The sequence below is a fragment of the Blautia faecis genome, from assembly GCF_027662325.1.
In the GTDB taxonomy this organism is placed as follows: domain Bacteria; phylum Bacillota; class Clostridia; order Lachnospirales; family Lachnospiraceae; genus Blautia_A; species Blautia_A faecis.
In genome coordinates, this window is the sequence record NZ_JAQDKY010000018.1 from 40868 (window position 1) to 62357 (window position 21490).

The 21490-nt window shown below is 45.1% G+C and carries 19 protein-coding genes; 4 read left to right on the forward strand and 15 right to left on the reverse strand.

Going from position 1 to position 21490, the window contains the following annotated elements; genetic code table 11:
* Positions 1-188 precede the first annotated feature (188 nt).
* From PGQ38_RS10195 to PGQ38_RS20615, 3 genes are read right to left on the reverse strand one after another with little or no spacing between them, the layout of a single operon-like run.
* A complete protein-coding gene (locus PGQ38_RS10195; protein WP_118583384.1) occupies positions 189-380 on the reverse strand; it encodes a hypothetical protein in 192 nt (63 codons plus the stop codon).
* Positions 381-384: 4 nt separating this feature from the next.
* A complete protein-coding gene (locus tag PGQ38_RS10200) occupies positions 385-1632 on the reverse strand; it encodes a DUF1015 domain-containing protein (protein ID WP_204452316.1) in 1248 nt (415 codons plus the stop codon).
* Entirely contained in the window at positions 1610-1672 is a 63-nt protein-coding gene (locus PGQ38_RS20615; RefSeq protein WP_408609623.1) for a hypothetical protein, read from the reverse strand. Before PGQ38_RS20615 ends, PGQ38_RS10200 begins: the two co-directional genes overlap by 23 nt.
* Before the next feature lie 259 nt (positions 1673-1931).
* Here PGQ38_RS20615 and dpaL point away from each other — a divergent pair, with 259 nt between their 5' ends.
* The 4 genes from dpaL (at position 1932) to arcC (ending at position 7206) form a co-directional block, all read left to right on the forward strand.
* Positions 1932-3161 carry a diaminopropionate ammonia-lyase gene (gene dpaL / locus PGQ38_RS10205; RefSeq protein ID WP_270431577.1) on the forward strand — a complete coding sequence of 410 codons (1230 nt, stop codon included), beginning with the start codon at positions 1932-1934 and terminating at the stop codon, positions 3159-3161.
* A gap of 49 nt (positions 3162-3210) precedes the next feature.
* Positions 3211-4521, forward strand: a complete 1311-nt coding sequence (locus PGQ38_RS10210; protein ID WP_270431579.1) for a YgeY family selenium metabolism-linked hydrolase — start codon at positions 3211-3213, stop codon at positions 4519-4521.
* A 256-nt stretch (positions 4522-4777) separates the two neighbouring features.
* The gene (gene ygeW, locus PGQ38_RS10215; protein WP_118583376.1) at positions 4778-5971 is read left to right on the forward strand and encodes a knotted carbamoyltransferase YgeW; all 1194 of its coding nucleotides are present in this window, start codon (positions 4778-4780) and stop codon (positions 5969-5971) included.
* A gap of 290 nt (positions 5972-6261) precedes the next feature.
* Positions 6262-7206, forward strand: coding sequence for a carbamate kinase (arcC, locus tag PGQ38_RS10220; RefSeq protein ID WP_148463371.1), 945 nt, complete (start codon positions 6262-6264; stop codon positions 7204-7206).
* A 122-nt stretch (positions 7207-7328) separates the two neighbouring features.
* On the opposite strand, the gene PGQ38_RS10225 is transcribed toward arcC, so the two are convergent.
* The 12 genes from PGQ38_RS10225 to ygfK form a co-directional block, all read right to left on the reverse strand.
* On the reverse strand, positions 7329-7616 hold the full coding sequence (locus tag PGQ38_RS10225; RefSeq protein ID WP_270431582.1) for a BMC domain-containing protein: 288 nt from the start codon (positions 7614-7616) through the stop codon (positions 7329-7331).
* Positions 7617-7639: 23 nt separating this feature from the next.
* The gene (locus PGQ38_RS10230; RefSeq protein WP_118583374.1) at positions 7640-7939 is read right to left on the reverse strand and encodes a BMC domain-containing protein; all 300 of its coding nucleotides are present in this window, start codon (positions 7937-7939) and stop codon (positions 7640-7642) included.
* Between the two features lie 317 nt (positions 7940-8256).
* Positions 8257-8967 (reverse strand): nucleotidyltransferase family protein, encoded by a 711-nt coding sequence (locus tag PGQ38_RS10235; protein WP_195699709.1) that lies wholly within the window; start codon positions 8965-8967, stop codon positions 8257-8259.
* Entirely contained in the window at positions 8964-9689 is a 726-nt protein-coding gene (gene yqeC, locus PGQ38_RS10240; protein WP_173716598.1) for a selenium cofactor biosynthesis protein YqeC, read from the reverse strand. The genes PGQ38_RS10235 and yqeC overlap by 4 nt, the downstream gene beginning before the upstream one ends.
* A gap of 148 nt (positions 9690-9837) precedes the next feature.
* Positions 9838-10659 carry a selenium-dependent molybdenum cofactor biosynthesis protein YqeB gene (gene yqeB / locus PGQ38_RS10245; protein WP_148463358.1) on the reverse strand — a complete coding sequence of 274 codons (822 nt, stop codon included), beginning with the start codon at positions 10657-10659 and terminating at the stop codon, positions 9838-9840.
* 376 nt (positions 10660-11035) lie between these two features.
* The gene (gene xdhC / locus PGQ38_RS10250; protein ID WP_148463357.1) at positions 11036-11527 is read right to left on the reverse strand and encodes a xanthine dehydrogenase subunit XdhC; all 492 of its coding nucleotides are present in this window, start codon (positions 11525-11527) and stop codon (positions 11036-11038) included.
* The gene (gene xdhB / locus PGQ38_RS10255; protein ID WP_270431586.1) at positions 11524-12510 is read right to left on the reverse strand and encodes a xanthine dehydrogenase subunit XdhB; all 987 of its coding nucleotides are present in this window, start codon (positions 12508-12510) and stop codon (positions 11524-11526) included. The genes xdhC and xdhB overlap by 4 nt, the downstream gene beginning before the upstream one ends.
* A 17-nt stretch (positions 12511-12527) precedes the next feature.
* The gene (gene xdhA / locus PGQ38_RS10260) at positions 12528-14801 is read right to left on the reverse strand and encodes a xanthine dehydrogenase subunit XdhA (RefSeq protein WP_270431588.1); all 2274 of its coding nucleotides are present in this window, start codon (positions 14799-14801) and stop codon (positions 12528-12530) included.
* Between the two features lie 230 nt (positions 14802-15031).
* Complete coding sequence (locus PGQ38_RS20620) at positions 15032-15238, reverse strand: DUF6783 domain-containing protein (protein WP_416386606.1); 207 nt, start codon at positions 15236-15238, stop codon at positions 15032-15034.
* A complete protein-coding gene (locus tag PGQ38_RS10265; protein WP_187565904.1) occupies positions 15195-15686 on the reverse strand; it encodes a 4Fe-4S binding protein in 492 nt (163 codons plus the stop codon). Before PGQ38_RS10265 ends, PGQ38_RS20620 begins: the two co-directional genes overlap by 44 nt.
* A 3-nt stretch (positions 15687-15689) precedes the next feature.
* Positions 15690-18272: a selenium-dependent xanthine dehydrogenase gene (xdh, locus tag PGQ38_RS10270; protein WP_148463353.1), complete on the reverse strand. Its 2583-nt coding sequence runs from the start codon at positions 18270-18272 to the stop codon at positions 15690-15692.
* Between the two features lie 218 nt (positions 18273-18490).
* Positions 18491-21490, reverse strand: a complete 3000-nt coding sequence (gene ygfK / locus PGQ38_RS10275; protein ID WP_270431592.1) for a putative selenate reductase subunit YgfK — start codon at positions 21488-21490, stop codon at positions 18491-18493.

The window sequence follows — 21490 nt, forward strand, 5'->3', positions numbered from 1 at the left end:
ATAACAAAAATAACATATTGGAAACATGTTATAAAAAAGCCATATAATACCGTCTCCTCATTACAGGATTTGGTTATTATATGGCTTATTTTATAAAACCAGTCAGAACACCCTCTGCCAGTTTTACCTGCTGTTCGTTAGAGCGTGTTTAAAAAGGCTTTCTGCAGTCTGCTGCCTGCAGGCTGCGGCTACTCTTCCTCGCTTCCCAACTGGTGCGCTTCTTTATAAATTTCACAGGCGCCCTGATTTACACATCTTTTATAGGCACAGTCCATAAAGGTAAGTATCCTTTTCCCATCTTTTTCTTCATATTCACAGCACACTGTCTGACTGCCGTTACAGGTTCTGCAAAAACCTGAGATAAATTCTTCTGTTTCCATTTTATCATCCTCTCAGCTTATGCACAAAGATCCCGCTTCGCAGCTTCGGCTCAAACCAGGTGGATTTCGGCGGCATCAGCTTACTCTCATCTGCAATCTGCATCAGATCTTCCATAGAAGTAGGATAAAGCGCAAACGCAACGCCTCTGGTCTCATCTGCCAGAGTCTGAAGTTCTCTTAACTTATGACTTCCGCCTACAAACTTAATACGCTTGTCAGTCCTTGGATCACCAATGCCTAGAACTGGACCTAAAACCACGTCCTGAAGAATCTGGGAATCCAGCTGACCAACCACATCTTTTCCCTCATAAAGCTCCGATTTCGCTTTCAGAAGATACCAGAAACCATCCAGATACATACCAAAGCAATGCTTCTCCACTGGCTTTGCAGGAAAACCTGGAACAATCGTCATGTCGAAGTTCTCTTTAATTTTCTCAAGGACATCTTCCACGCTCTGCCCATTCAAGTCCCTCACCACACGGTTATATGCCAGAATGGTAAGCTGGTCATATGGAAAAACAACGGAAAGAAAATAGTTAAACGCTTCTTCCCCTGTATAATCCGGATTCTCCTGACGTCGCTTCAGCCCCACTTTCACTGCAGAGACAGCTCTGTGATGTCCGTCTGCAATATAAAGTACAGGGATCTTCTCCATCTCATCCTGGATCTGGCTAATCGCCTCGTCCCCATCGATCACCCACACACGGTGTGTGATCTCGTCCTCTTCTGTAAAATCATAGGCTGCTTTGTGCTCTTTTTTCCACTGCTCAAGAAGAGCACTCAACGCATCTGTATAACGGCAGGCAAGATAAATGGGGCCTGTGTTAGCATCACATACATCCACATGATTGATTCGGTCCAGCTCTTTATCTGATCGGGTAAGTTCATGCTTTTTCACCACATTACTCAGATAATCATCAATAGAAGCGCAGCCTGCAATTCCAGTCTGAACCTTCCCCTTGCGTACCAGTTCATATATGTAGTAGCATGGCTTATGGTCCTGAACCAGAACGCCAGTCTCCTCCATCTTATGCAGGTTCTCTTTCGCTTTCTGATAAACCTTCGCATCATAGAGGTCCGTCTCTGCCGGCAGGTCCATCTCTGCTCTGTCTACATGGAGAAAAGAATCCGGATTCTCTTTCCCAATGGCTGCTGCCTCTTCTCTATTCACTACATCATATGGAAGGGCAGCTACTGCTGCTGCCTTTCCCTCTGTAGGTCTAAGTGCTTTAAATGCACGAAATACTGCCATAAAATCTTGCTCCTTTCCCGTAGCGTGTTTGAAAAATCATTCCAGCAATCTGCACGCTCCATACATCCGGTTCAAAAGTATTTTCATTATTTTTCTTCGGCTTTTTTCAAATGCCATACCCTATATTTTACCACAATCAGAAGGCTCTTGCAATCAAACTAAATATTTTTTGAGAAAGCTAAATTTTTTTGTATTTTTCTATTGCAAATTGATTTATTTATGTTATTATACTTATAAGGAAAACAAAAATGTAGTTAAGATGTACTCTAATAACAAAAACCACGAAGGAGGTTTTCACCATGACAGACGGACTGAAATGGACGGTCAATCATGTTCCGGGATCTGATGATAAATTCCTGGACCTGATGTCCGAAGAGAACGTAACCAAAGCAAATGAATTCCACAAAAGTTTCCCCCAGTACTCCGTAACACCACTGCAGAAGCTTTCCGCTCTTGCTTCCTATCTTGGAGTAAAGGGCATCTACTGCAAAGATGAATCCTATCGTTTCGGATTAAACGCCTTTAAGGTTCTTGGAGGCTCTTATGCAATGGGACGTTACATAGCGAAGGAACTCGGCCGCGATATCAGCCAGCTTCCTTACAATGTTCTCTCTTCTGATAAATTAAGAGAAGAATTCGGACAGGCTACTTTCTTCACTGCTACAGATGGAAACCACGGCCGCGGCGTTGCATGGGCTGCTAAACGCCTTGGACAAAAAGCCGTAGTCAGAATGCCTAAAGGAACCACTAAGACACGTTTTGACAACATCGCCAAGGAAGGCGCCGAAGTAACCATCGAAGAAGTAAATTATGATGACTGCGTAAGAATGGCTGCCGCAGAAGCAGCTAAGACAGAACATGGCATCATCGTTCAGGATACTGCATGGGCCGGCTATGAGGAGATTCCATCCTGGATCATGCAGGGATACGGCACTCTGGTACTGGAAGCAGATAAACAGCTGAAGGAGAACGGCGTTGACCGCCCGACACACGTATTTGTACAGGCAGGTGTTGGTTCTCTGGCAGGTGCAGTTGTAGGATATTTTGCCCACAAATATAAAGAAAATCCTCCGGTAATGGTTGTCTGCGAAGCAAGTGCTGCCGACTGCCTCTATCGCTCTGCTGTTCAGGCCGACGGCAATCTGGTAAATGTAACCGGTGATCTTCAGACCATTATGGCAGGTCTTGCATGCGGCGAGGGAAATACCATCGGATGGGACATCCTGAAGAATCATGTATCCGTCTTTGCGTCCTGCCCAGACTGGATGAGTGCCAAGGCAACACGTATTTATGCAAATCCTCTTGAAAACGATCCACACATCATATCTGGTGAATCTGGTTCTGTTCCGCTGGGGCTTGCATATACAGCGCTTCATGACGAAGATGCCAAAGATCTGAAAGATGCCCTGAAGCTGGATGAGAATTCCAACATTCTGGTAATCTCCACAGAAGGTGATACAGATCCAGTTCGTTACCGTGAGATCGTATGGGATGGCTTATACGGAACAAACGAATCATTAAGCAAATAATTTTTATAACAATATGATACTTTTTTACAAAAAACGGAGGTAAAAAGTTATGGATTATAACAAAATCAAAGAAGCTGCACAGAATTATGAAGCAGATATGACCAAATTTCTTCGTGAACTGGTTCATTTTCCAGGCGAGAGCTGCGGTGAGAAGGATCATGTAATGCGTATTAAAGAAGAGATGGAGGAGCTTGGCTTTGATAAAGTTGAGATTGACCCAATGGGAAATATCCTTGGCTATATGGGAACTGGAAGCACTCTCATCGGTTTCGACGGACATATTGATACTGTAGGTATCGGAAACAGAAACAACTGGGAATTCGATCCCTATGAAGGATTTGAGACTGAGACTGAGATCGGCGGACGTGGAACTTCTGATCAGATGGGTGGTATCGTATCTGCTGTTTACGGTGCTAAGATCATGAAAGATCTTGGTCTTCTTAATGACAAATATCAGGTTGTTGTTACAGGAACTGTTCAGGAAGAGGACTGCGATGGTCTTTGCTGGCAGTACATCATCAACGAAGACAAGGTTCGTCCGGAATTTGTTGTTTCCACAGAGCCTACAGACGGCGGTATCTACCGTGGACAGCGCGGACGTATGGAGATCCGTATTGATGTAAAAGGTGTTTCCTGCCATGGTTCTGCTCCTGAGCGTGGCGACAACGCAATCTATAAGATGGCTGACATCCTTCAGGATGTTCGTGCATTAAATGAAAATGATGCTGCAGATGAGACCGAGATCAAAGGTCTTGTAAAAATGCTGGATAAGAAATATAACCCGGAATGGGAAGAAGCAAACTTCCTTGGAAGAGGTACGGTTACTACTTCTGAGATTTTCTTCACATCCCCAAGCCGTTGTGCAGTTGCCGACTCCTGTGCCGTTTCCCTTGACCGTCGTATGACAGCAGGTGAGACCTGGGAGAGCTGCCTGGATGAGATCCGCGCACTTCCATCTGTCAAAAAGTATGGTGACGATGTTAAGGTTTCCATGTATGAGTACTCCCGTCCATCCTGGACAGAGCTGGTATATCCAATCGAGTGCTATTTCCCAACATGGGTAATCCCGAAGGATCACAAGGTTACTTCTGCTCTTGAGGAAGCTTACCACAATCTGTATGGCACAGAGCGTATGGGCAATGCTGAGACAGAAGCTATGAGAAAAGCCCGTCCTCTTACTGACAAGTGGACATTCTCTACCAACGGTGTTTCCATTATGGGACGTAACGGAATCCCATGTATCGGATTTGGACCTGGCGCAGAGGCACAGGCTCACGCTCCAAACGAGAAAACATGGAAAGACGATCTGGTAAGATGTGCAGCTGTTTACGCAGCACTTCCTACTGCTTACTGTAAATAATCCGGAAATATCTGTTTATCAGAACTACAGAAACTGTAAACGTTCCGCAAGCTGCACACCCTTGGATCAGACAGCTGTTACAATGTGTCTGCTCCATACCTCCACTTTACACATAGTACTTTTAACAAATAACCAGCACAGCGAAAATTAAGTATCTGCGATATTGACGCAATATTGAAAAATCATATAAATCAATATGACGGTTTCTTAATATTCTCTGTACCAGATAAATTTTAATTATATAAGGAGAAAATTCATGAAAACATTACAGGATTACATCGACAAGCTTAACAGCCTTAACTTCAAAGAAATGTACAACAACGACTTCTTCTGGACATGGGATAAAACAGACGAGGAGCTGGAGGCTGTTTTCACAGTTGCTGACGCCCTCCGCTTCATGAGAGAGCACAATATTTCCACGAAGGTATTCGAGAGTGGTCTGGGAATCTCCATTTTCCGTGACAACTCCACACGTACCCGTTTCTCCTTCGCTTCTGCCTGCAACCTTCTTGGACTTGAGGTACAGGATCTGGACGAGAAGAAATCCCAGATTGCACACGGTGAAACCGTTCGTGAGACAGCCAACATGGTATCCTTCATGGCTGATGTAATCGGTATCCGTGATGATATGTATATCGGTAAGGGACATACTTATCAGAAAGATTTTATGGATGCTGTAACAGAAGGAAATAAAGATGGTATTCTTGAGCAGAGACCTACTCTTGTAAACCTTCAGTGTGACGTTGACCATCCAACCCAGTGTATGGCAGATATGCTTCACATCATCCACGAATTCGGCGGTGTCGAGAATCTGAAAGGCAAAAAGCTTGCTATGACATGGGCTTACTCTCCTTCCTATGGTAAACCACTCTCCGTTCCACAGGGTGTCATCGGACTTATGACACGTTTCGGTATGGACGTTGTTCTGGCGCATCCGGAAGGATACGATGTAATGCCAGAGGTTGAGGAAATTGCCAAGAAAAATGCTGAGAAGTCCGGCGGTTCTTTCACAAAGACAAACAGCATGGAAGAAGCATTCAAAGATGCCGATATCGTTTATCCAAAGAGCTGGGCTCCATTTGCAGCAATGGAAAAACGTACCAACCTCTATGGTGAAGGCGACTTCGACGGAATCGATAAACTGGAAAAAGAGCTTCTTGCTCAGAATGCAGAGCACAAAGACTGGGCTTGCACAGAAGAACTTATGAAGACTACCAAGGACGGCAAAGCGCTTTACCTGCACTGTCTGCCAGCTGATATTACAGGCGTAAGCTGTGAGACCGGTGAGGTTGATGCAAGCGTATTTGACCGTTACCGTATCCCGCTTTATAAAGAAGCAAGCTTCAAACCATATGTAATTGCAGCAATGATCATGCTCTCCAAATTTGAAAACCCACAGGATATCCTGAAAAAACTGGAAGTAAAGGCTGCTCCGAGAATTATGGAATAATGCTTTTCAGGGGGCTGTAGGAATACAGCCCTTTTTTGTTCTCATTTTTGATGGTATTTCTTATACTTGATATATTTTTAGTATATCAAATGTTACTGTTCACTCCGCGACCAGTAACTATCAAATTGCTATTTTATAGATTGTTTACGATAATATTTATAGAAGTGGTTATATTAGAGTATCGCCCACACAGGCTTTCTGCGGAATATTTATCGCACTTCGCAGGAATGATTTTTTTAACAAACTCTGGTTTACTCCTTCCTAAATATTTATCAGAGGAGGTTTTTATGATATATAAAAGAAAACGTATCGTGGTTGCCCTTGGCGGCAACGCACTTGGAAATACACTTCCAGAACAGATGATAGCAGTAAAATCTACTGCAAAGGCGCTCTGCGACCTTATTGAGGAAGGTCACCAGGTAGTTGTGGTTCACGGAAACGGACCACAGGTAGGTATGATCAACAACGCTATGACTGCTCTTACCCACGAAGATCAGGCACAGCCAAACACTCCGCTCTCTGTCTGTGTAGCTATGAGCCAGGCTTACATTGGCTATGATCTTCAGAACGCGCTCCGTGAAGAGCTTCGCAAACGTGGCTTCATGCGTACACCGGTTGTCACCGTTGTCACACAGGTTCGTGTAGATCCTGAGGATCCTGCATTTGAAAATCCAAGCAAACCAATTGGTAAATTCCTTACCAAGGAAGAAGCTGATTTCCAGGCAAAAGCCTACGGGCATGTTATGAAAGAAGACGCAGGCCGCGGCTACCGCCGTGTGGTTGCTTCTCCCAAGCCAGTGGAAATCGTAGAGCAGGATGCCATCAACAGCCTTGTAGATGCCAACAAGATCGTCATCTGCTGTGGCGGGGGCGGAATCCCGGTAACCTTAGAAGGCCACCATCTAAAAGGTGCTTCCGCAGTCATTGACAAAGATTTCGCAAGCTGCCTGCTTGCAAAGCAGCTGGATGCAGATATGCTGATCATTCTGACGGCTGTGGAAAAAGTTGCCGTTAATTTTGGCAAAGAAAATGAGAAATGGCTGGACGATCTTACTGTTTCCCAGGCCAGAAAATACATTGAAGAAGGCCAGTTTGCCGCTGGATCTATGCTGCCGAAGGTTCAGGCCTGCGTAGACTTTGCAAGCTCCGGCACCGGCCGTACAGCTATGATCACCCTGTTGGAAAAAGCCAAAGATGGTATTATGGGAAAGACGGGGACACAGATTCATTTGTAAGAAGTGTTTGGGACTGATAGAGTCACCAATAATAGAAATTTGACCTCAAAGCTCACTTAGATTTTTTAGCAGGGTATGGTTTACACCATACCCTTTTTATACGCCAGAGCGTGTTTGAAAAATCATTTATGATGTTTCTCTTCCTCTTCTTTCACCAGTCGCGATGTTTCTTCTGATGGTGCTGAAATCACAGCTGCTGCCACGATTTCACAAGGCGGATTCTCTTTCACCGCATCTACAGCGGCTTTCACTGCCGCTACATCACCGCTTAAAAATACAGTTGCATGACCTCCGCACTTGGTATGCCAGGTACGAAATTCTACATCTGATGTTTTCAGCATCTGGTCAAGGACAACTACTGCATTGCAGCTTCCCAGAACCTCTACCAATCCTAATGCTCCATAAGACATCTTTCATTTCCTCCTGACATGTTCTATTTGTTAATGGTCATCTTTAGTGCTGTTTCCGTGTCTGCTGTGGGGGATGCAATTACCGTATGGGAAACGATTTTACCAAGGGGCTTCGCAGTCTCCAATGCCACTTCCATAGCTGCATTTACATCGGAAACGCTGCCGCGCATTTTTACACAGGCTCCACTTTTCAGTCGGTTTCTTTCTACGCTCTGGATCTTTACATTTGCAGCCTTAGATGCTGCATCAAGAGCCACAAAGCAGGCTACCAGGTTATCCAGTTCAAACACCCCAACTGCCATGCCATCATAGTTATCTGCCATTTTTTCCTCCTTGTAAGACGGGAAAATGGGGTACTGCTCACTTTGTTCACGTAAAACGCTCACGGAACTCTTCTTGCAAGCAGAAATAAAAACACTTCTCCCGACTGCTTTCTTTTCCATTAGTATACCTTGTTTTTATCATAATTACAAGTAATTTCTGGCTGGAATCTCACACGAATTCACAAAATACAACAAAATCCCACATTTTATATTCAAATATCGTTTTCAACTGCTTCCGTGTATAAAAGATTCCATACTTTTGCTCATTTTTTCTGAAATGTCATATATTAGACAATAGCTTTTAAAGAGAGCGTTCTTTACAATTTAACATCCATATCAGTAAGTTCCTTCACATCATTCACCTTCAAAACAACCGTATCATCTCTATGTGCAGTTATCACAGCTTTACCACCTTTATCTCCATTAATGGAGAGCAGGGAGTCGTAGTATTTTTTTGTAAAAATGCAGGGGTTTCCAAGTTTTCCTTCGCAGGAGACACAGGCGATTCCTTTGCCTGATGTTTTTAGGAGGGTGATGAGCTGGCGAATTGTGGCGATGGTGAGCCAGGGCTGGTCGGAAACGGTGAAAAGGCAGGCATCAACGTCTAAGTTGGCTTTTAAGCCGATTTTCAGGGAGGAGGAGATTCCCTCGTCCGGATGAGGGTTGATGTATACGTTTACACCCATGGATCTTGCGGCCTGCTCTATTTCTTCATACTGAGTGACTACTGTTATTCTTTTATAGCACTCTCTCTGTTTAAATAATTTCCCCTTTATTTCACCAAGAGGTGCAATTACTTTATTGCATTCTATATGTTCTTCTTTATAGCCTTCCTCATTCTGCTTTTCCAAATGTTCACCGCTTTCCACTTTTTCAATACACTCTGTTTCTTCAAGCCATTCTGCCACGATCATCAGCTTCTCCAGAATATGCCGGTACATGGGCTTCCCTTCGATCTCATATAAAAGCTTATTGCTTCCAAACCGCCGACTGTTTCCAGCTGCCAGCATGATCAATGCAATCTTCATAATTTTTCTGCCTCTCTTAAACTGCCATATGCAGCTATTGTGCCTTGCTTTGCCAGGTCTTCTACTATATGCTCTGCCGGAGAAGAATCGGGCAATATGTCTGCTTTATTTAAATATACACGGTAAACTTTATGGTCTACATTTTTATACAAACCGTGAACAGAGGTTGCTATTTTTTCTATGTCTTCTGCGGTAACAGGTGCTTCCAGATTTTTTTCAAGAAAAGAGCTGGTGTATTCGGCACGGTGGGCGGTCTCGCAGATGGGTTTGCCAAGACAGTCCAGACCGATCACACTTACTACTACGTCTGCAAAATCAGGAATTGCCGGTTCCCAGTCGGCTGGAACCTTCAAGGGTTTTCGTTTCGCTCCATCTGCTTCGATCAGCATAACATCACAAAATGGAACCAGTTTCTTCAATGCGGCTTCCTCTATGGCACACATTTTTCCAGAGGTTTCTTCAATATCGGCAACTGCTGCAAAGCCGTGTTCCTTTAATATTTCCGGAACGCGCTCAATGCAAGTGCTCTTTACCAGAGGCAGCATGGGATCATATGCCATATGGGTGGTTGTGGAAATAATCACTTTTTTACCCAAAGCCTGTAATTCTTCATTCAGGCGGTAAATCAGACTTGTCTTTCCACCACCACCGACTACAGCGATCACTGGGTATTTCTCTATATCAAGTTTTAATAAGTCCAGAAAATAACCGTATCTTTTCATCCTGACCTCCTTCACGCCAATTATTTTCATGCAATGATTCATTGCCTGACTTCGTAACCATAAAAAACAATTCTATAAAAAGTACACAGGCTTCATAACATTCCCCAAGCGAAAACATGTTAATAAATGCAATGTGACCAAACAGGATCTAGAGCGTGTTTGGCAATACACCCTCACTGAGCAAAATCTCCACCACACTTCCAGCAATACATCTGGCCTTATCCGAAATGGTAAAGCAGTTCTTCTTCTCTTCTTTTCTGGGGTCGATATCGGCGATTTTCATTCCAACAGGAACATTGTAGCCTTCCTTTATAATTCCCCTTAATACGCCTGTTATAGAGGCTTCTACAGGTGTTTCTCCCACGTAGGCAAGAATCTGTCCTTTCTCTACAATATCGGCAATATGGGCCATATTATGGATTCTGCCGACACCCGGGGAGTGGATCACACGTTCTTTGCTGACACCGCCTACCATTCCGGGGACACCCGTATTTGGAATTGCCGGACCCTCAGTAATGATTCTGGCAAGATCGTGACCTCGCATGGTTTCCACAACGTAATCCACGTCTTCCCCGGCAAAAAAGCCTGGTCCCAGACCAATGGTAAGAGGTGCCATATTTCTTGAAGTTCCAAGATTTCTCTTTGCAAGAATTGCATCTACCAGAGCAGCTACCTTGCCCTGCGCGGAAAGTTCAATCATACAATCGCCTGCCGGATCGACCATAAGTGGGATTTCCCCTGCTTGCCAGACCTGCTCGCATTCTTCCAGAGAATCTATTCTTCTGCAAAGAATCCCTTCTACTGCTGCTGTCCCATCATACACAGCTTCGCAAAACGCTACCTTTCTGCGGATCGCACTTGGTTTTTCACATTCTAAGATCAATACACGATAGCCACAGCGATGCAGTCTGTGGATCACGCCGCTTGCCAGGTCTCCGCCGCCACGGACTATTATACACTTGTCACTCATATTTTTTTCCTGCCCATTTTTAATATTTTAGAAAAGGCGGGGAAGTCCCCGCCCTCTGATATTTTTGTGTTATAACAATATTGATATATGTTAGTCATTTTTTATTTAATTCAGTAATTTTCATAACAATATTGTTTTGTAATTAATATTATAACACTTTTTCCATTTACAGTATAGTATAAAATACATTTTTAATATTGAACCCACAAACAGTAGATTACTGTTCACTCCGTTCACAGCAACATGCTTCGCGATGCACAGAAATCATGCATTCGCATGATTTCGCGCCGCAATTCTCGGGTTTTCTGTGAACTATGTTCACAAAAAACACCTCGCGGAATGTCACCAGTAAACAGTAACAACAGCAGCACTTAAATTATTTACCCTCAGCTGTCATATTCTCCTTATTCACCTTCTCCACTGCATTCACAATATTCTCATACCCTGTACAGCGGCAAAGATTTCCTGCCATATGCTTGCGGATGGCATCTCTCGTAAGCTTCTCGCCCCGCTCAAGAAGCACTGTGGCAGACATAACAAAGCCTGGTGTGCAGAATCCGCACTGGATAGCGCCTTCCTCAATAAAAGCTTCCTGAATCCTGGTAAGTTCGCCGTTTTTCTCAAGACCTTCCAGGGTGCGGATATTCTTTCCCTCAGCCCAGACTGCCAGATAAATACAGGAGTCAATGGTCTCACCGTCAATGATCACAGTACAGGCACCGCATTCACCTACTTCACAGCCTTTCTTCACAGAGGTAAGCCCAAGGCGGTTTCGCAGCATGTCAAGAAGGGATTCTCTCACGTCCACATACTCAGCTACCTCTTTTCCGTTTACGATACACTGTACCAGCCGCATATCCTTTTTCATGACTGCTCACCTCCTGTTACATTCTCCGCATCAGATGAAGGATAAATTTTTCCATTTGAACTCATATTTTCGCCTGAAGTTGTCCGGACATCCGGCACTACAACTCCCATCACCATTCCCCTGCGAACACTCTCCTTCAGCGCGCGTTTCGCGATTTCTCCGCCAATCTGCAGTCGGAACGCCTTAGAAGCTCGCCAGGAATCTCTGGGATTGATTTCTTCCCTTACCAGCTCTTCCACCTTCTGGTAAAGCTCCTCGCCAATTTTCATGCCCCTCAGCGCCTCTTCCGTCTTCGCACACCGATACGGCACGGGTGCAGCTACACCAAAGGTGATCCTTACATCCTCCAGAACCTTTTTCAGAGGATCGATTCTGCTGACTACACTACAGCTCAGGGTCGCAATATCCATTGCATTTCGCATGGAATACTTAATATAAAATCCATGATATCCCTGATAATCCTTCCCAGGGATCACAATGTGGGTGAGCACATCTCCCTGATGCAGATCCACCTTACCAGGTCCCAGATAAAAATCCCTGATAGGAACCATCCGTCCACCAGTTCCATCTGCGATCCGCAGCATGGCATTCAGTGAAAAAAGTGTAGGTGCACTGTCTGCACTGACCGCACCATTGCAGACATTTCCGCCAATAGTACCAATATTACGGACTTGGGGTCCGCCAACCAAATCTACTGCTTCCCCCAGAACCGGAATCAGCTTCTGAATGACTGGATCATTGGTCACATGGGAAAAAGTAGTTCCTGCACCAATATAAATATCACCAGACTCCATCAGCCGGACTCCCTTGATTTCCTTAATATCACGAATGCTCACTAAAGATGTACCGGCCATTTTGCCCTCACGGATCTTGATCAGCACATCACTTCCCCCGGAAATCACCCTTGCATCCAGATGCTCCTTCAGAAGAGTTACCGCTTCCTTAATGGTCTCTGCATTATAATAATTTTCAATATCATACATTCCTCATGCCCCCTTTCTCAGATCAGTCCGGCCTTTGTAAAACCGTCTATCAGTCTTTGCGGTGTCAGAGGAATCTCGGAAAAGCCGATGCCAGTTGCATGAAGCACAGCATTCCGGATGGCCGGTGCACTTGGAATTGCAGGAGGCTCGCCAAGGGCTTTATTTCCATATGGTCCCATTGGATCGTTCAGTTCTACAAACTCAGCAGTCAGATCCGGAGTATCCATCATTGTCATCATTTTATAATCCAGTAAAGTCCCATTTAATGGTCTTCCTGTTTTCTCATCAATAAGAAGCTGCTCAGAAACTCCATAACCGATTCCCATGAACATACCGCCATGAACCTGCATTGCTGCAAGCTGCGGATTCAAAAGGGTTCCACTGTCATGAACATTCACAATATCCAGAACCTTGATCTTACCAAGTTTCATATCTACTTCTACTTCCGCAAAACAACAGCCGCTGGCAACTGTATTCTTCTTCACCTGTCTGGAAACCTCTGCTGTAAGGACAGAAGAATTACTCAGACTGTAATAGCTCTCCATGGCCAGATTCTCAAGGGAAATCGCAGGCTTGCCATCTGCCAGAATATAACCGTCCTCCAGTTCCAGCCGGTCCACATTACCTGGAACCAGTGTTCTGGCATATTCTAAGATCTTCTGCTTCAGCTGCTGCGCACATTCCTTCACAGCTGTACCTGTGACAAAGGACTGTCTGGAAGCATACGCACCTGTATCAAAAGGCGTCACATCTGTATCCTGCTGGGTTACAATATGTACCCTGGAAATATCCATATGTAAGGTCTCTGCTGCCATCTGGGAAAATACAGTATCCGCGCCCTGTCCAATCTCTGTAGCACCAACCTGCAGCTGTACACTTCCATCCTGATTCAGAGACAGCCTTGCACCTGCAATCTCCAGAGAAATTGGCCATACACCAGTCTTATAGGAAAACAGTGCCATACCAACTCCACGCCGGATATCGCCAGTCTGGTTCTGATATGCTTTCCGTTTCTCATCCCAGTGAATATACTCTGCTCCTTTTTCCAGGCACTCAAAAATACCGTTGGTATTCGCTGCGATTGGCTTCAGATAGGCATCTTCATAATAGCCATGGATCAGATTTTTTCTGCGGAATTCCAGCGGATCCATACCGATTTCATAAGCAATATCATCCATAAAGCTCTCTGTGGCAAAGCAAACCTGAGGAATACCATATCCTCTCATCGCCCCTGCTGTAGGACAGTTGGTATAGACGGTATATGCTTCTCCTCGGATATTTGGACATGCATACTGAAGTCTGCTGGCTGTCAGACCATTGGCTGCTATGGCATGTCCGTGGGATGCATAAGCTCCCTGATTGGAATAGGTAGTCATCTCTTTTGCAAGAAGATGTCCTTCTGCATCTACGCCTGCTTCCATGTCATATTCAATGGAGTGACGGGTTCTGGTATTGGTAAAGGTCTCCTCACGTGTAAGCTCGATCTTCACAGGGCGACCGCCCACCTGCATGGTGAGAAATGCATTCAGAGGTTCATAAAGCACCTCCTGCTTGTTGCCAAAACCACCGCCTACATAAGGCTTGATCACACGTACCTGCCCCCAGGGGATTCCAAGTGCCTGGCCAACAATACGGCGTACAATATGTGGAATCTGTGTGGAAGAAACCACCACGATCCTTCCCTTTTCCATATAGGCGTAAGAAATATTATTCTCAATATGGCAGTGCTGGACAATAGGTGTCTTATAGCTTCTTTTCAGCTTCACGGCAGCCTTCTCCATTGCGCTGTCCACATCTCCGATCGCAAAGCTGGATCTTGCCAGAATGTTATCCTTCTTGTCAAGATGAATGGGATGCTCCGTTCCACGCATGGAAATCTTCGGGCTCACGACCACCGGATATTCCTCATATTCTACTTTGATCAGCCTCAATGCCCTGGAAGCTGTCACTTCGTCCTCAGCTACTACAGCTGCAATATCATCGCCATAATACCGTACTCGTCCGGTGAGCAGATTACGGTCTGCCACATCCTGATGAGCAAGCTCCACGGACCAGGGATGTCCTGGGGTGGGATAACAATGATTCGGTACGTCCTTAAAGGTAACTACCTTTACTACGCCGTCCAGAGCCTCTGCTTCGCTGGTATCAATGGATTTTACCACGCCATTTCCGATCTTTGCATGATAAACCCTGGCTACCAGACACTTATTCAGGATCAGGTCATCTGTAAATTTCGCACGTCCTGTCACTTTCTCATAAGCGTCTACTCTTGGAACACTCTTTCCAATCATATGCTTCACCTTCTTTATATTTTTTGCAGCGGATGCCTCCAATCCGCCCTTTACCCCCTCATAAAGGAATGGCCGACGCCGTTCAAAAAACAAGTTTACGGTTCTTCTTTGAACTGATCGTCGGCCCCTTATGCTTCTTCTCTTTCCGTCTCAACCTAAAAAATATTGTACAAAATATTCTTTCAATGCAAAATTATTGTATCATATTTCACCGATGTTTTGCAATAATTTTATAAATAATTTAGTTGTTTTATCTGTATAATTTTGAAATTTCTGCAAATTCGAAGCTCTATCAGCCTGGAGCATGTCTGGAAAATCATTCCCGCAATCTTCATTCCCTGCTTTGCGGTATATTTCGCCATGGAATATTGCGTAACTGCCATAATCGCTTCTCTAATTTTTCGCCGTATAAATCCCCCGCAGATCGTAAATCGCATGTCTTGGACACTTCACTGCGCACATTCCACAGCTTAGGCAGACAGACTCTTCTATCACTGCACAGTTATCTGTAACCCGGATTGCCCCGGCCGTACAGGTCTTCTCGCAGATTCCACAGCCAATACAGCTGACTTCACACTGTTTTTTTGCCTCTGCCCCTTTACTCTTATTTGAGCATTTTACTACGATCCAATTGGCACATTCATGGACATGAATAATCTGCTGTGGACATACCTTCCCACATGACCCGCAGCCGATGCATTTTTCTTCATCTATTTCCGCCACTCCATACTCATTCAGGGAAATGGCGCCAAATTTACATTTCTCCACACATGCTCCACAGCCAATACATCCATCTTTGCATCCATTGTCCCCTGCTGTAACCCTGCACCCCCCGTTACATGCCACAACAGCTGACCGATACGGAAATTTCTTCTTTACTGCCATCTCTCATCCCTTCCTTTCATATGGTGTTTCACTAAGAGGAAGGCTGTAACGCCTTACACCATCTCTTCGGAAATAGGCATCTGCTATTGCGGGAGCGGTGGGAATGGATGTAATTTCTCCAATACCAATAGCACCGCAGGCAACCTTAAGACCTGGCTTGTCGATAACAATGGCATCGATCTTCGGAATCTCATGTGCACGGAAAAGACCTAAAGAACCATACTTGGAAATAGGTTTACAGTTCTCATCAATGGGATATTTTTCCCGCAGGGCAAATCCTATGGACATTACCACACCGCCCTCGATCTGCCCCTCACAGGACAAAGGATTTACCGCTTTTCCCACATCATGAGCAGCAACTATCTCTTCAATTTTACCTGTCTTGGAATCCAAAATACAAACCTGGGTAGCATATCCATAAGCAACATGGGATACCGGATTGGGCACATTTGCACCAAGAGGATCAGTCTTCGCAAGATATTCTGCATAATAAACCTTACCGATCATATCTTCTACGCTTAATCCTGCTTTTTTATCCTCCATCAATTTCTCACAGGCTCTTCTGCAAGCCTCACCGGTGATCAGTGTCTGTCTGGAACCGGATGTAGTTCCGGAATCTGGTGAAATCCAGGTATTACTGCGCTCGTAAATGATATCCTCTCTTTTTATATCTGTATTACTCACGATCATCTGGGTCAGTACTGTGCCAAGCCCCTGTCCAATGCAGGAAGCTCCTGAGTAGATGTGAAGCTTCTTATCCTCTTCATAAATCAGTTTCACGCGGCCAGTGTCTGGAATTCCAACACCAACACCCGCATTCTTCATGGCGCAGCCAATGCCCACCGCTTTTCCTGCTGCCAACGCAGCTTCATATTTCGGCTGTACCGCTTCTAAGGTCTCCACAAGACCTGTGGAATCGTCAACAATCTGACCATTTGGAAGTGTTTCCCAGGGCCGGATCGCATTGCGGTAACGAATTTCCCAGGGAGTGATTCCCACCTTATCTGCCATCATATTCAGAAGTGTCTCTGTAGCAAAACAGGTCTGGGTAACTCCGAATCCGCGAAATGCTCCTGCCGGCGGATTATTGGTATAGTAAGCTGTTCCCTCAATTTCAAAGTTTTCGTAGTGATAAGGACCTGCTGCATGGGTACATGCGCGCTCCAGAACCGGACCGCCAAGAGATGCGAATGCACCTGTATCCGCGGCAACCTTTGCCTTTACTCCCATGATATTTCCATTTTCATCACAGCCCATGGTCATATCCATATAAAAAGGATGGCGCTTAGGATGAACCAGCAGGGATTCTGCTCTTGTAAGCTTCATCTTAACCGGTTTCTTCGTCACATAAGTAAGAAGCGCACTTAAATGCTGCACGGTCATGTCTTCCTTACCACCAAATCCGCCGCCTACCAGCGCATTCTGTACCTTTACTTTGTCTGTACCAAGAACTAAGCTGCATTCGTGCAGCGTCTGGTGTGCTGACTGGTCTGTGGAATATACAAAAACATCTCCGTCTTCATCATAAAAAGACACGGCACATTCCGGTTCCAGAAATGCGTGTTCCGTCCATGGTGTCTCAAAATGATGGGAAATCACATATTTGGAATTTTTTATAGCCTCTGCTGCATTTCCCCGGCTGATATGTTTATATGCACAGATATTGTTCTCTTCCTCATCAAATACCTTTGGTGCATCTGGTTTCGCTGCCTCTTCAATCGTATGAATGTGAGGAAGCACCTCATACTCAACCTGGATCAGCTTCGCTGCCTTATCCGCAGTCTCTTTATCTCTGGCTGCTACAAGTGCAATGGCATCTCCCAGATAATGGGTAAGCCCTCCTATCGGAATCAGGGTATACTGATCATGCTTCAAATGTCCGATTTTATTCTCTCCTGGAATATCTTCCGCCGTAACAACTGCCTCTACCCCAGGAAGTGCCAGTGCCTTGGTCTTATCAATGGAAAGCACCCTTGCACGCGGATATTTACTTCTCAGTGCTGATCCATAAAGCATACCATCCAGGTAAAAATCGTCTGGATATTTTCCGGTACCAAGAACCTTTTCCCCAACATCGATTCTTGCTACACGGGAGCCAATATGCCAGTCGTTGTTAATTTCTTCCGGAAGTGTCCCCTCCTGCATAACTTTAGCCGCGATCCGTACTGCATCTATAATTTTTACATATCCGGTACAACGGCAATAATTGTTACGCAAGGCATATTTGATTTCTTCATCAGTGGGCTCTTTATTCACATCCAGAAGAGCTTTCGTGCACATTACCATGCCAGGAATGCAAAAGCCGCACTGTACAGCACCAGCCTTTCCGTATGCATACGTATATACCTTTTCTTCCCACTCTGTCAGACCTTCTACTGTAATGATATTTCTGCCATCCAGCAGATCTGTATCCGGCACACAGGCCTTACAGGTTCTGCCATCGATAATCACTGTACAGGCTCCACAGGCACCCTCACTACAGCCATCTTTTACAGAAGTCAGATGTAACTCATCACGGAGAAATCTGAGCAGCTTTTGATTTTTTTTCGTCTCTACCCTCTGGCCATTGACTGTAAATACTGCCATGTTGGACTCTCCTTTCTACTCCCCCCATGAAAGTCAGATGCTTTTAACTGCGCTCCTAAACTTTCACAGTGAACTATGAGAAACACATTCTGAAGGTTTCCCAAATTATCGCAACAGTCACCAAGATCTTATGCATGAGCATACTTCGGCTCGCTGCCTGTCAAAATATAGACACTGTCCACAGCCCTTAAAAAGCTGTGGACAGTATTTCTATTACCTTATTTAGTTATCAAATATCCATAATCATCGATCACTGCACAAATCAGCTTCTTCAAACCGTCATACAGTTTATCTGCCGGATCGTCTGCCTTGCAGTCTGTGATCAGGCCTACAAATCTGACCTTACAGGTCTTATTCTCTTTATCCAGAACAACAAAACCATCGTTCTTACTGTCTGCCATGTCTTTCTCATTTGCAAACAGAGTAAATTTATCCTTGTATGGTGCACTTGCGTATGGGCAGAAGCTCTTACAGTTGCCGCACTCATTACACATATAATCTACGTGAATCACCTGATTCATAGCCATTCCAGGAACCTTGATGGAAATATTGGCACGGTTCGGGCACACATCTACACAGTTCTCACAGACTTTGTTACAGGTAAGACATCTCTCTTCCTCTGTCTTCGCCTCTTTGCTGTGCTTCAGGATACCTTTCTTTTCGAAACAGTCTTTCACATCACCTGTCACAGCTGCATCTCTGGTAATCTCTTTGCCAAGAATATCTTTCACTGCCAGCTGTGCATCCCGGATTCCCTCTACGATGGTTGCTGCGCCTCTGGCGCCGTCTCCGGCAACATAGATACCACTCACGCTGGTTTCAAGAGTTTTATCGTTGACCTTTGCTTTTCCTCTTTCATCCACTGCGATCTGGTTGGCAGTGTAGAAATCGGTATCAATCTTTTCTCCAACAGCTACGATCACGGTGTCAGCCGGAACCTCTACCACATCTGCAGTCTCGGTTACACCTGCACGTCCGGAAGCATCCATCTGGCCGAGCTTCATCTTCTTGCAGAGCAGTCTGCCGCCATCAAGACTTACCGGAGAAAGAAGTTCCTTAAACTCAACGCCCTCCTCCAGAACTTCCAGAAGCTCATCCTCTGCAGCTGGCATATAGCGCTTGGTTCTTCTGTATACAAGATAAACATGCTCTACACCTTCTGTGCGTTTCGCAGCTCTTGCAGTGTCCATAGCAGTGTTTCCGCCGCCGATTACAACTACATTTTTGCCAATATTCAGCTTACCATCATTTGCCTTGAAATCACGAAGAAACTTCAGAGCGTTAACGGTCTCACCTTTTTCCAGTTTCAAAGTGCCAGGCTTGCCAGCTCCAATTGCCAGGATCACAGCATCATAGCCCTGTGCTTTCAGATCTGCCACAGAAGTGATTTCTGTATTTGTGCGGATCTCTACACCCATCTTCTGGATGAAAGAAATATCTTTGTCAATAGCAGCGTCTCCAATACGGAATCCAGGTATCACGTAACGGATCACGCCGCCGGATTTCTCTTCTTTTTCAAAAATGGTAACTGCTGCGCCCTCTCTTGCAAGGAAGTAAGCAGCTGCAATACCTGCAGGACCGCCACCAACTACGGCGACCTTCTTACCGTTTGACTCGCCAGCCTTGATCTCACCGATCAGCTGCTCATAGCCATGCTCTGCTGCTGTCAGCTTGGTGCCACGGATATTTACGGATTCTTCGTAGAAATTACGGGTACATTTGGTCATACAGTTGTGTGCACATAAGGTACCTGTAATAAATGGCAGGGCATTTTTCTCAAGGATCACTTCAAGTGCTTCTTTATATTTACCCTCACCAGTCAGTGCTACATACTGTGGAATATCCTGATGGATTGGACATCCTTCAGAACACGGTGCATAGAAGCAGTCCAGAAGAGGAACTTCTTTTGTGCTCTTTCTGTTCGGAACCGGCTTAATGTTCTTCACATGATGCCCATCAGTAATAGCATCTGCTGCCAGCTTCTTCAGTGCATCCACATCGATTCCTTCCCATTTCTTCGGGCAGATTCCTTCCACCTTATCCGCTACCTGGGTAAATCTCTGATAGCCGCCTGTCTTCAAAAGGGTGGTAGCCATGGTTACAGGCCAGATACCGCATCCCACAATTTTGTCAATATTGTAATAATCTGCACCTCCGGAATAGGAAATTCGAAGTTTTCCTGCGAATTCAGCAGAAAGTTTGGCTGCAAGGGAAATGGACAGCGGGAACAAAGCTTTGCCGGACATGTACATTTCTTCACTTGGAAGCTCATTTCGGGTAACATCAACCGGGAAAGTATTGGTAATCTTTACACCAAATTCCAGCCCCAGTTCTTCGGATAATTTCATCAGACGTGTAAGCATGGGGACTGCATCCTCATACTGCAAATCGTCTCTGAAATGGAAATCGCCGAATACCATATAATCATATCCCATCTCATCCATGGTCTTTCTTGCAAAATCATAGCCAAGAAGGGTCGGGTTGCACTTTACAAAGGTATTCAGATGTTTCTCTGCAAGCAGATAATTTGCAATGCTCTCAATCTCCTGTGGAGGACATCCATGCAGTGTGGAGATCGTAGCAGAATTACAGACATTGGATGGGATTGCTTCGATGTCTTCTCTGGTAAAGTTCTGGAACTTGTCAGCATTGTCCAAAAGCCATTTTCTGCATTCCTGGAAAATAACAGTGTCCTTTGCTTCCATCATTCCGTCAATAAAGGTATTGACCTTGTCTCCCTTAATTCCTGCAAGATCATATCCTACGGAAATATTAAACTGGAACCCATCCTGTGCACCCAGGCCGAATTCTTTTGCGATCACATGAAGGATAAACCATGCCTTGATGTACTCGCCCATCGCGTCCGGAACAGTCAGCTCAGTAGACCATTCGCAGTTATAGCCCTCATCATCTGCAAGAATGCACGGTTTATTCACACATGCTGAAAGCTCTGCGCCATCCATCTTCTGAACTGTCTTCAGCTCAAAGAAACGAGCTCCTGCATAATAAGAAGCGATGATATTCTGTGCCAGCTGGGTGTGGGGACCTGCTGCCGGTCCCACTGGTGTCTCCAGGTTTCTGGTAAAAATAGTCATATCATTCTTCGGATCTGCTGTGTATGGGCGATGTACCCCAAATACAGTGTCCTGCCCTTTTTTCTCCTGAAGGACCCAGTCCATCAGCTGCCCGAAAGGCATACATGTCATCATATCGCTCAT

Excerpts from the sequence above, each read along its gene's own strand:
- yqeC (WP_173716598.1), bottom strand. The coding sequence starts at position 9,689 with ATGAAAAGATACGGTTATTTTCTGGACTTATTAAAACTTGATATAGAG.
- PGQ38_RS10200 (WP_204452316.1), bottom strand. The coding sequence starts at position 1,632 with ATGGCAGTATTTCGTGCATTTAAAGCACTTAGACCTACAGAGGGAAAG.
- xdhC (WP_148463357.1), bottom strand. The coding sequence starts at position 11,527 with ATGAAAAAGGATATGCGGCTGGTACAGTGTATCGTAAACGGAAAAGAG.
- xdh (WP_148463353.1), bottom strand. The coding sequence starts at position 18,272 with ATGGCAGTATTTACAGTCAATGGCCAGAGGGTAGAGACGAAAAAAAAT.
- yqeB (WP_148463358.1), bottom strand. The coding sequence starts at position 10,659 with ATGAGTGACAAGTGTATAATAGTCCGTGGCGGCGGAGACCTGGCAAGC.
- xdhA (WP_270431588.1), bottom strand. The coding sequence starts at position 14,801 with ATGATTGGAAAGAGTGTTCCAAGAGTAGACGCTTATGAGAAAGTGACA.
- ygfK (WP_270431592.1), bottom strand. The coding sequence starts at position 21,490 with ATGAGCGATATGATGACATGTATGCCTTTCGGGCAGCTGATGGACTGG.
- PGQ38_RS20620 (WP_416386606.1), bottom strand. The coding sequence starts at position 15,238 with ATGCGATTTACGATCTGCGGGGGATTTATACGGCGAAAAATTAGAGAA.
- PGQ38_RS10235 (WP_195699709.1), bottom strand. The coding sequence starts at position 8,967 with ATGAAGATTGCATTGATCATGCTGGCAGCTGGAAACAGTCGGCGGTTT.
- PGQ38_RS10230 (WP_118583374.1), bottom strand. The coding sequence starts at position 7,939 with ATGGCAGATAACTATGATGGCATGGCAGTTGGGGTGTTTGAACTGGAT.
- PGQ38_RS10265 (WP_187565904.1), bottom strand. The coding sequence starts at position 15,686 with ATGGCAGTAAAGAAGAAATTTCCGTATCGGTCAGCTGTTGTGGCATGT.
- PGQ38_RS10195 (WP_118583384.1), bottom strand. The coding sequence starts at position 380 with ATGGAAACAGAAGAATTTATCTCAGGTTTTTGCAGAACCTGTAACGGC.
- ygeW (WP_118583376.1), top strand. The coding sequence starts at position 4,778 with ATGAAAACATTACAGGATTACATCGACAAGCTTAACAGCCTTAACTTC.
- dpaL (WP_270431577.1), top strand. The coding sequence starts at position 1,932 with ATGACAGACGGACTGAAATGGACGGTCAATCATGTTCCGGGATCTGAT.
- xdhB (WP_270431586.1), bottom strand. The coding sequence starts at position 12,510 with ATGTATGATATTGAAAATTATTATAATGCAGAGACCATTAAGGAAGCG.
- PGQ38_RS10225 (WP_270431582.1), bottom strand. The coding sequence starts at position 7,616 with ATGTCTTATGGAGCATTAGGATTGGTAGAGGTTCTGGGAAGCTGCAAT.
- PGQ38_RS10210 (WP_270431579.1), top strand. The coding sequence starts at position 3,211 with ATGGATTATAACAAAATCAAAGAAGCTGCACAGAATTATGAAGCAGAT.